This is a genomic window from Vibrio sp. 10N.247.310.98 (genome assembly GCF_041467395.1).
In the GTDB taxonomy this organism is placed as follows: domain Bacteria; phylum Pseudomonadota; class Gammaproteobacteria; order Enterobacterales; family Vibrionaceae; genus Vibrio; species Vibrio crassostreae_C.
This window is the reverse complement of the sequence record NZ_JBFSUL010000030.1, coordinates 44290-54236: the sequence shown is the minus strand read 5'-3', so window position 1 is coordinate 54236 and position 9947 is coordinate 44290. Positions and strand designations below refer to the sequence as shown.

General features: G+C 46.2%; 8 protein-coding genes. 6 read left to right on the top strand and 2 right to left on the bottom strand.

The window, feature by feature from the left end:
* Positions 1 to 148: 148 nt before the first annotated feature.
* Both AB6E78_RS13340 and AB6E78_RS13335 read right to left on the bottom strand, forming a co-directional pair.
* Positions 149 to 349 (bottom strand): hypothetical protein, encoded by a 201-nt coding sequence (locus AB6E78_RS13340; protein WP_010431457.1) that lies wholly within the window; start codon positions 347 to 349, stop codon positions 149 to 151.
* 208 nt (positions 350 to 557) lie between these two features.
* Positions 558 to 2474, bottom strand: coding sequence for a methyl-accepting chemotaxis protein (locus AB6E78_RS13335; RefSeq protein ID WP_372133785.1), 1917 nt, complete (start codon positions 2472 to 2474; stop codon positions 558 to 560).
* A 455-nt stretch (positions 2475 to 2929) separates the two neighbouring features.
* Here AB6E78_RS13335 and AB6E78_RS13330 point away from each other — a divergent pair, with 455 nt between their 5' ends.
* Genes AB6E78_RS13330 through AB6E78_RS13305 form a run of 6 tightly spaced genes read left to right on the top strand, consistent with a single transcriptional unit; the run spans position 2930 to position 9881 of the window.
* On the top strand, positions 2930 to 3886 hold the full coding sequence (locus AB6E78_RS13330) for a MoxR family ATPase (protein ID WP_017090304.1): 957 nt from the start codon (positions 2930 to 2932) through the stop codon (positions 3884 to 3886).
* Positions 3887 to 3896: 10 nt separating this feature from the next.
* Positions 3897 to 4823: a DUF58 domain-containing protein gene (locus AB6E78_RS13325; RefSeq protein ID WP_372133784.1), complete on the top strand. Its 927-nt coding sequence runs from the start codon at positions 3897 to 3899 to the stop codon at positions 4821 to 4823.
* Complete coding sequence (locus AB6E78_RS13320; protein ID WP_102428541.1) at positions 4820 to 5305, top strand: DUF4381 domain-containing protein; 486 nt, start codon at positions 4820 to 4822, stop codon at positions 5303 to 5305. The genes AB6E78_RS13325 and AB6E78_RS13320 overlap by 4 nt, the downstream gene beginning before the upstream one ends.
* The gene (locus AB6E78_RS13315) at positions 5298 to 6305 is read left to right on the top strand and encodes a VWA domain-containing protein (RefSeq protein WP_017065686.1); all 1008 of its coding nucleotides are present in this window, start codon (positions 5298 to 5300) and stop codon (positions 6303 to 6305) included. The genes AB6E78_RS13320 and AB6E78_RS13315 overlap by 8 nt, the downstream gene beginning before the upstream one ends.
* Complete coding sequence (locus AB6E78_RS13310; protein WP_372153765.1) at positions 6298 to 8199, top strand: VWA domain-containing protein; 1902 nt, start codon at positions 6298 to 6300, stop codon at positions 8197 to 8199. The genes AB6E78_RS13315 and AB6E78_RS13310 overlap by 8 nt, the downstream gene beginning before the upstream one ends.
* A 2-nt stretch (positions 8200 to 8201) precedes the next feature.
* Positions 8202 to 9881: a BatD family protein gene (locus AB6E78_RS13305; RefSeq protein ID WP_372133782.1), complete on the top strand. Its 1680-nt coding sequence runs from the start codon at positions 8202 to 8204 to the stop codon at positions 9879 to 9881.
* The last annotated feature ends 66 nt before the right edge of the window (positions 9882 to 9947 follow it).

Here is a 9947-nt window from a genome sequence, read left to right as displayed (position 1 = left end):
CTTACTACCGTTTTTGTTTTTAGTTCCCGCTAATCCGCGATGAACCATAAAAAAGGTCTAGCAAGCGCTAGACCTTTATCTGTTAGTTAGGCTATGAACCCAACCGCTAATATCACTTCTTTCAGACATGAAACCTGTCTAAATCAACTTAGTGAATTGGCGTATCATTCTGTTTGTTGAACTGGCCAAAATGCTTCTCTAACACTTCAGGAGTCAGTTTGCCTTCCGCTTCTAGTCGCTTGAACTCAGCAACAATTGCTTTTTGCTCTTCAAGTGATGGCAGTTTCACCTCAGGCTCATCGCCCATCTCTTGAGTCATCTGCTCTAGTTCTTTTTCAAAATCGCTCATGATACTTACCTAAATATTAAACCTAACCAGATTTTACTCATTTACGCCCTATGATGCTAGGGCGATTGAGTGCAAAGCCCGAAACCAGATCAAGCGAACGTCAGTTAGAAGAAAACAAGCCCGTAAATAAAAAGAGCTGAATTCACGATGAAATGAATCCAGCTCTTCGTCTATATCCCTTTCTAAGCAATGTTACAGCTTGAAAGAATTAAAGCTTAAATAAACCAACCATCTTATCTAGACGAGACGATAGATCACGAAGCTCTTGGCTCGCTTCAGCAAGTTGCTCAGCCGTGCCCGTTGTCACTTCGTTGATTGCGTTAATCTCTTCAATGTTCTGGTTGATGGTGTGAACTACGGTTGATTGCTCTTCCGTTGCCGTTGCCACTTGAGTGTTACGGTCTGTGATATCAACGATACGGTCTGAAATGCCACTCAGCACGTCTACCGCTTCATCCGAAGCCGATACACCTTCAAGGGTAATCACCTTACCCGCACTCATTGCCGTTACCGCATCTTTAGCATCGCTTTGCAGTTGGTTGATCATCTTTTGAATCTCTTCCGTTGAATCTGCGGTACGGCTTGCTAGGTTACGTACTTCATCCGCTACAACCGCAAAACCACGACCTTGCTCACCAGCACGGGCGGCTTCAATTGCAGCGTTCAATGCGAGTAAGTTAGTTTGCTCTGAAATATCACGAATAACACCCAGAATAGAACCGATGTCTTGAGTTGTAGAAGCCAGTTGCTCTACTACCTGACCTGTGCTTTCAATATCTTGCGCCAAACGGCTGATCGCGTCTTTTGCTTTGTTCACCACAGAGCGACCTACTTCCGTATTGCCTGAAGCTTGAGTTGCCGTTTCTGCTGCGGTTGCCGCGTTCGATGCAATCTCGCTGATGGTCATGCCCATTTGGTTAATGGCAGCAACTACTTGAAGGGTTTGATCACGTTGCTCTTGGCTATTATCGTGGGTGATGTGTGCTTTGTTAGAAACACTCTCTGCCGCCACTTGAAGCGCTTGGCTTGTCGAACATACTTCTTTCATAGACTCGTGAATCTTTTCAATGAATCCATTAAAGCCCTTTGAAAGCTGTGCAATTTCATCGTTGCCTTTTACTTCAATACGCTGCGCCAGGTCGCCATCACCTTCGCCAAGGTCACCGAAACGCTTAGCCAAAAGCTTGATCGGTTGAGTGATGCTGTTCGCCAGAACTACGCCCATTAGGATAAAGACTAAAGCCACGATAGCAGTCATGATCAGCATCTTTTGCGCAGTCGCGTCTAGCTCAGCAAATACTTCGCCTGTTGGTACCACACCAATAACAAACCAGTCCATTGAAGACACATACAAGCTCGCCACAAACAGCTCTTGGCCCTGGCTTTCAGTGGTAATCAAATTGAAGCCCGACTTGTTCAATAGTTGGCTTGATTGAGAGCCGTAAAGTTGTTGAAGTGAAGAATCGCTACGAGAACGCTCACGGTGAATTTGTACATCACCTTGGCTATCGGTTAAGAATACGAAACCTGTATTTTCAATCTTAAAGCCATTGAGTAAGTTAACCATGTCATCCATCGATTTTGATAGACCAGACATCGCCAAACCAGAAGGCTGCTGATAGTTAGCAAACATCTTCACTTCGCCATTCGCTTCTTGGAACATACTGACCATTGTCTGCTGGCCAGATTGCGTAAAGCCAAAGAACCAACCGTCTTGTTGTTGGTTTAGCTGGCGTAAGAAACCATCTTGGTTCCAGTAGTAAGCTGTTTGACGGTTCGCTACCGAGGCATCGTTCAACTGATACTGGTTACGAACATTGTTCAGTTGTTTCACCAGCTTGTTTTCTAATGCCGGATCGCGATCGGTCGATTCGATAGCATCAGAAATGAATTCATTCGAAGCAATTTGCTCCGCAGCTAACAATAACTGAGAGACTTCACGGTCAATTTCACCATTGATTCGCTCTAGCATTCCTGGAAGTTCAATATCGATCAATCGATGACTTAATACATCTCTTGCTTGTTGTTGTGCCATTGCGCCGACAATCACTGTCGATGCAAGAACCGCAAAGGTAATTCCAAGTACAACTTTTTGCTTGATACTCAGAGAGTTAGTTTTAAACATATTTGGACCTTTAAAAAGAATCGCTCGTTATTGGTATACCCTGAACAGGACTTTTTTAGTGCACTCCAACAAGCAATGCACAATCTGAGTGATGTATCGGCCACAACCAATAAAACTAGAGACTTTCTTCTCAAAAAACTGCAAATATGATGTAACAATTAGAAATATTCACCTTGAGCATGAATTAACTAAGCAAATACCGCATTGTCGAGAGTCAATTTTAGCTCTCAGCCCTGATATCTAACCGAACTCAAACAACGCCCTCCCCCCGAGCTTTTGTATATAAAAACCAATTGATATGGTAATAATCACACCCTAACGATGTTTTTAGCTAAACACTTGTAAATCTTTCCAATTTTGAAAAAATAAATTCCGCAAATGTACTGGAACTTTTTCCTATTAATAAGTGACCAATACTCAAAATAAGAATCAAATGGCCCCCAGAGAGTCCAAAAATGCATAAAAATAACTTCGAAATCCTTCAAAACTACTTAGAGTCTCAAATCATTGGTCAGCAAGAGCTCGTTAAGCAACTGATGATCGCCTTATTGGCAGATGGTCATATCCTAGTTGAAGGGCCTCCAGGGTTGGCAAAAACCCGCGCCGTAAAGTCGCTGGCTGACTGTGTCGAGGGAGATTTTCACCGTATTCAATTTACCCCCGATCTATTGCCTGCCGACCTAACTGGTACCGATATCTTCCGTCCAGAAACCGGAGAGTTTACCTTCCAATCTGGTCCGATTTTCAACTCGCTTATTTTAGCGGATGAGATCAACCGTGCTCCTGCGAAAGTACAAGCTGCGATGTTAGAAGCGATGGCCGAGAAACAGGTGACCGCAGGTCGAAAAACCTATGCCCTGCCTGATCTATTTTTGGTGATGGCAACGCAAAACCCGATTGAGCAAGAAGGTACTTACCCGCTACCAGAAGCTCAATTAGACCGTTTCTTGCTGCATTTAGAAGTGGCTTATCCAGACATGGAAAGTGAGCTGGAGATCTTGCGCCTCAACAGAGGCGAAGCTCAAGGTAACCAACCTATTCAACCAGAGCCTATTTCTCAACAAACTATCTTCGAAGCGCGCCAAGAAGTGCTCAACATTCACATGGCAGACACCATTGAGCAGTACATCATCAGACTGGTTATGGCGACTCGCCAACCTAAGCAATACAGTGACCAACTTGATCAATGGTTAGACATGGGTGTCAGCCCGCGTGCAACCATTGCGTTAGACCGTTGTGCCCGCGCTCACGCTTGGCTTGCAGGACGAGATTACGTCACGCCACAAGACGTTCAAGCGATGGCATTCCCTGTGTTACGCCACCGTCTACTGCGCAGCTACCACGCACAAGCTGAAGGTGTCACCGCAAACCAAGTGATCGCACACCTTATTTCATTGGTTGGCAGCGCATAGGGATACGCGCATGAATAATCAACTACCCAACCATAGTGACGGTGTCACGTTAAACCTGGACGAACTTCTGCAATACAAAGCGCAGTCTGTTCGCTGGTTGCCTCCCGCCAAGAGCCTTTGGTCACAGCTTAACGGCCAACACGAGAGCAACCGTAAAGGTCGCGGGATGAATTTCTCTGAAGTTCGTCAATATCAAGCGGGAGATGACATTCGCAGCATTGATTGGCGTGTAACAGCCAGAACGGGCAAAGCGCATACTAAGCTGTTCTCTGAAGAGAGAGAACAACCTGTCATCTTGTATTTAGATTTATCAAGCAGCATGATTTTCGGCTCAACCTTGTTGCTGAAATCGGTTCAACTTGCACACTTTGCTAGCCAACTGTGCTGGCTTACTGTGGCTCAAAAAGATCGAATTGGCGCGGTGATCGATACTGGCAAAGAGGTCATTGAGATTAAGCCAAGTGCAAGCAACCATGCTCCACTGCGTATTTTGCAAAAAGTCATAGAAATCAATAATACGGCACTGACTAATCACGACAATCATAATGACACGACCTTAGAGCATGGGCTGAAATCTCTGCACCAGCTTTGCCCTAAAGGAAGCGATATTATTATGCTCAGTGACTTTGTGCGTTACCAAGAAAGTGACTACTCACTTATCAGTCAAATTCGCCGACACAACAGAGTACGTCTTGTGCATTTCTACGACCCGCTAGAGCAAGGTGAAACCACCTATAAAGGCTCTAAACAGGTCACCGATGGCAGCAAAACTCAATGGTTTAATTTCTCTTCTAATAAAGAAAAGCAAAAGCTTAACCATGCTTTTTCGCTTAAGAAACAGCAGCTGCAACAGATGGGGTTATCTCTCGCGATACCTTATAGCTCGCTGTCGAGTGCGCAGTCACTCATGAGCCAGATATCAGGAGCTCAGTCATGAAACAGCCCTTAGATTTAAGTCCGGTGATTGCGCCAGACGCCCCGACTTGGTGGCCTTTGGCGTGGGGTTGGTGGGCAGTCATTATCACAGCCATTTTCCTGATTGCCTTGGTGTTTTTCATTCTAAAACGTAGAAAAAACAATCAACAGGCGAAACAAGAAGCGCTGTCTTACTTTAGTAATAGTCAGTCCCAAGATGGCTTGTCTCCGAGCAAAGCACAACGCATCCTTCGTCAAGCAGCACTGAGCTATTTCCCTCGTGAAAAAATTGCAGGTTTGTCTGGTGATGATTGGTTGAAGTTCTTAGATGCGCAATTGGCGAAGCCGTTATTTGTAGCAAAACAATCCCAGTGGCAACAAGCGCTCTATCAAGATGTAGCCCTAATGAACGACGAACAGAAAAAGGCTCAACAGCAATTGGTTAATGATTGCGAAACTTGGCTTCGCAAAGCACTTCCTCCAAAGCGAGGTCGTTATGAGTGATTTTCTAAGCACTATGTTTCTAAGCAGGGACTTGCTAAACATCGAGTTCGTTTGGTGGTGGATGTTCTTCATCGCGCCACTGCCGTTGCTCGTTTACTTGTTCTCACCAAAGTCAGAATCGAGCAATGCCCTAAGGCTTCCATTTCTGCCAGAAGACAGCAATACCAAAACACCGAGCAGTCGCTTACCAAAGGCGTTGTCCGTGATTATCTGGCTTCTGCTGGTTACGGCGAGCGCACGCCCTGTATGGTATGGCGAACCGGTGGAGTTTCAGCCGAAGCATCGTGATTTAATGTTAGTTGTCGACCTCTCCTATTCGATGAGCCAAGAAGACATGCAGTTCAATGGCGAATACATCGACCGCTTGTCGGCGGTGAAACGCGTATTGAGTGACTTTATTGAGCGACGAAAAGGCGACCGAGTTGGACTGGTGTTATTTGCTGATCACGCCTACTTGCAGACCCCGCTTACGCTAGATAGAGATACGCTTTCACAACAGCTCAATCAAGCGGTGTTAAAGCTGATTGGTACTCAAACAGCGATTGGTGATGGTATTGGTCTTGCCACCAAAACCTTTGTCGATAGCGATGCGCCCCAACGTGTAATGATTCTACTCAGCGACGGCAGTAATACCGCCGGGGTATTAGACCCATTAGAAGCGGCGGATATTGCAAAGAAATACGACGCAACGATTTACACCGTTGGTGTCGGTGCAGGCGAGATGATGGTCAAAGAGTTCTTCATGACGCGCAAAGTCAATACTGCTCAAGACTTGGATGAACGTACACTAATAGAAATTGCCAAACGCACCGGCGGTCAGTACTTCCGAGCGCGTGACAGCAAAGAGTTAGCGACGATTTACGACACCATTAACCAGTTAGAGCCCGTGACGAACGCCACTAAGATCTGGCGACCGCAACAAGAGTGGTTTGTATGGCCACTGTCGGCGGCAATGTTCTTCGCATTTATGCTGTTAGCCATTAGGAGAAACAATGTCTAACTTTACTTTTATCTACCCATATTGGTTCTTGGCGCTTGTCGTGCTGCCCGCTATTTGGTGGCTGAGCAAGACACAATCTAAGCAAGGATTACTCGCGTCACACATCGCCCGTTACTTGGCGCCAGAATCAAGCAAGCCATCGAAAAATCGCAGTACTTACTTCGGTATTTGGTGGCTGGTCGGCGTTATTGCGTTAGCTGGGCCAAGCTTCGAGAAAAACGAACAACCAAGCTTTGAAAAAACGCAGGCACGAGTTGTGATCATGGACATGTCGATGTCAATGTATGCCACCGATATTAAGCCGAATCGCTTAACTCAAGCGCGATACAAGGCTCTTGATCTGCTTTCATTATGGAAGGAAGGGCTAACAGGCATGGTGGCGTATGCTGGGGATGCTTACACCATTAGCCCGCTAACGTCAGACATCAACACCATCAAAAACCTAGTGCCTAACCTATCGCCAGATATCATGCCTTATCAAGGTGGTGATGCCGCATCAGCCGTTAAGCTTGCGATTGATATGATGACTCGCGCGAAGATCTACCAAGGTGATTTGGTATTGATTGCTGATGACATCGATGACCAAGAGAAGAAGCAGATCGACTCCCTACTCTCTGGCAACGATTGGACATTGTCGATTCTAGCTGTAGGGAGTGAAAACGGTGCGCCAATCTCGTTACCTACGGGGTCGATGCTGCAAAGCGACTCAGGACAAACCGTGGTGGCAAGAACCAACTTGAAGAACATGCGCGAGCTTACACGCCGCTATGGTGGCACGTTCACTGAAGTTCAATTTGATAACTCAGATGTTGAACACATCGCGAGCTACCTCGACCGCGTTGCAACAACATCGGAAGTAACCAAGACCAAGAACTCACTCAACACCAGAGTGAACAACGGTTTCTGGTTACTGCCTTTGCTATTACTTCCGGCACTTGGATTATTCAGGAAAGGGGTTATTTGGTGTGCCTTAGCTGGAGTTATCTCTTTTAGCCAACCAAATACTGCGTTTGCGAACCCGTGGAAAACCAATGATCAAGTAGGCTATCAGCTGTATCAGGACGAGGACTTCCAACAAGCTGCTGAACAGTTCACCCAACAAGAGTGGAAAGGCATTGCTCAATACAAAGCCGGTGATTTCGAAGCCGCAGAGCAGACGCTGCAAGAGCTTTCTAGTGAAGATGCTCGCTACAACCTTGCTAACGCTCAAGCCCAACAAGGTAAGTACGACCAAGCGATCCAAGAGTATCAACGTATTCTTGAAAGCAACCCTGAACATGCTTATGCGAAGAAGAACCTAGAGATTGTCGAACAGGCTCAGAAGCAACAGCAACAGCAACAGCAACAGCAACAGCAACAGCAACAGCAACAGCAACAGCAAGGCGATTCTGACTCCAAAGACCAGAATGACCAAAATCAGCAAGGTCAGCAAGGTCAGCAAGGTCAGCAAAATGATTCTTCGCAAAGCTCTCAGGATCAACAACAAAGCTCCAGTGGCAAGTCGCAAGATCAAAGCAGTAACCAAGATCAACGCGGTAGCCAAGACCAAAACTCATCTCAAGGCCAACCTGAAAATCACTCTGACTCTGAAAAGTCTAAACAAGACGACAAGCAAGCCACGCAACAAAGTAACAGTGATCAGCCGAAACAGAGTGACCAAGAAGGCGCTACACCTCAAAGTGCTAGCGCACAACAAGCTTCAAAAGAAGATGGTGAGCAAAGTAGTCAGCAAGCTGTAGCACAAACCTCAGATCAACCTCTGTCGAGCGACCCTGACATGCGAAAACTTGAGCAAGTAGAAAGCGCCCGTGACCCGAGCCAACTGCTTAAAGCGCAAATGATTTTACAAGCACGACAAAAAAGTGCTCCTAACAACCAGAACAAAAAGTGGTAACCATGCGATTTTTAAACAAGCCATTTTTATCCGTACTCCTAACATTGTTGTTGGGAGCTTTCTCGTCCTTCTCAGTATTGGCTGCAAACGCCGTGGCGAGCGTTTCACATAACAGTGTCACCAAAGATGAAGTGTTCCTTCTTAGAGTTGCAACCGATGAAAAGGTCTCCTCTGATGCTCTAGATCTAACAGCGCTCCAGCAGGACTTCTATGTCGGTACACCAAGCTTTGGCTCGTCGATGCGAATCGTCAATGGCAGCCGTTCGGTGTCAAGCGAGTGGAACATCACCCTTGCTCCACTGCGCTTAGGCCGGATACAGATCCCTAGCTTTGACATTGAAGGGGCTAAAACCAAGCCTATCACCATCAATGTCGCCGTTAATAAAGCGGCGCCAACTCAACATGACATGGCTGAGTTTCAACTTAATCTCAGCAAGAACTCACTATACCCACAAGAGACCGCAGAGCTTGATGTAAAGCTGATCATTAAAGCGGATCCAAGAAGGCTTCAAGATCCGAAAATCGCGCCACCGAGCTCTTCAGGCTTAGATGTGGAACCTATTGGGGAATCGAAGCAATTTCAAGACGTTCTCAATGGAAAGGAGGTGACGGTAGTTCAACAGTCATTCCGTATCTCGTCACAAAAAGCAGGTCAATTTAAGCTGAACGGGCCGAAGCTAACAGGAGCTGTTGTCTACTCAACCAATAACTCTAGTACAACACGTTTGTTCCAACTCGACACACCCGTTGAAACCTTAGATGTCACCGTAAAGGTTGTGCCAAAAGGCTACAAGGGTGAGTGGTTACCAACATCAAACTTCAAATTGATACAGCAATGGTCGGATAGCCAAGGCAATCAACTGGGAAATAGTAATGGTTTAGAAGGCGACAACCAAACCATTGAAATGGAAGCGGGTGATTCGTTAACTCGTACCATCACGATGACGGCTAGCAACTTAACGCAACACCAGCTGCCAAAACTGAATATCACCTACCCTAATTCGGTACGTGTTTATGAAGAGAAGCCGCAATTTGGCACAACTCAGTCAGGTGATTCTGTCGTTGTTTACAAGCAAGTCTTGATTCCGAAAGAGGCAGGAAACATCTCGCTTCCTGATGTGTCTCAAGCTTGGTTTAACACCGATTTGCAATCAGAACAAACAAGCAAAGCGCAGGGGCTAGAGTTAGCGGTAAAAGCAAGTGATCGCGCAACGTCAAGCACTCCACCAGTAACTGCTACGCCCGCCCAACAAGTAAGCCCGACGGTTGTTACTGTGGATAGCCCTGGGATCTGGCCTTATCTCACCGCCCTATTTGCAGCTTTGTGGCTAATCAGCTCAGCATTGGCATTCTACTTCTGGTCACGCCGCGGTGTAACGACAAAACCAACACACACTGTTGAACGTCAATCAGATACCGCAGAAGCGCTTATTGAAGCTCTAAGAACGAAAGATGGCGTGATGACCAGAACCTTATTTGAGCAATGGAAATCTGAAAATACAGATCTAAGTGATGAGACGTTACAAACCGTTGAAGCCGAACTCACCAAGCTAAACCAAAGCCTTTATGGTGAAGCCGGTTCACCAGCCCAAACATGGAGCCCTGAGCTGGCAATCAAAACGGTGAAGAAGCCCAAGAGAGTTGCGAGTAAAAAGCATAATAGTTCGCTAGAAAATCTTTAGTCGACGCTGTTCATCAAGAACAGTAAAACACAAAGGCCGTTGATCATCTTGAGATCAACGGCCTTT

Excerpts from the sequence above, each read along its gene's own strand:
- AB6E78_RS13340 (WP_010431457.1), bottom strand. The coding sequence starts at position 349 with ATGAGCGATTTTGAAAAAGAACTAGAGCAGATGACTCAAGAGATGGGC.
- AB6E78_RS13335 (WP_372133785.1), bottom strand. The coding sequence starts at position 2,474 with ATGTTTAAAACTAACTCTCTGAGTATCAAGCAAAAAGTTGTACTTGGA.
- AB6E78_RS13330 (WP_017090304.1), top strand. The coding sequence starts at position 2,930 with ATGCATAAAAATAACTTCGAAATCCTTCAAAACTACTTAGAGTCTCAA.
- AB6E78_RS13325 (WP_372133784.1), top strand. The coding sequence starts at position 3,897 with ATGAATAATCAACTACCCAACCATAGTGACGGTGTCACGTTAAACCTG.
- AB6E78_RS13320 (WP_102428541.1), top strand. The coding sequence starts at position 4,820 with ATGAAACAGCCCTTAGATTTAAGTCCGGTGATTGCGCCAGACGCCCCG.
- AB6E78_RS13315 (WP_017065686.1), top strand. The coding sequence starts at position 5,298 with ATGAGTGATTTTCTAAGCACTATGTTTCTAAGCAGGGACTTGCTAAAC.
- AB6E78_RS13310 (WP_372153765.1), top strand. The coding sequence starts at position 6,298 with ATGTCTAACTTTACTTTTATCTACCCATATTGGTTCTTGGCGCTTGTC.
- AB6E78_RS13305 (WP_372133782.1), top strand. The coding sequence starts at position 8,202 with ATGCGATTTTTAAACAAGCCATTTTTATCCGTACTCCTAACATTGTTG.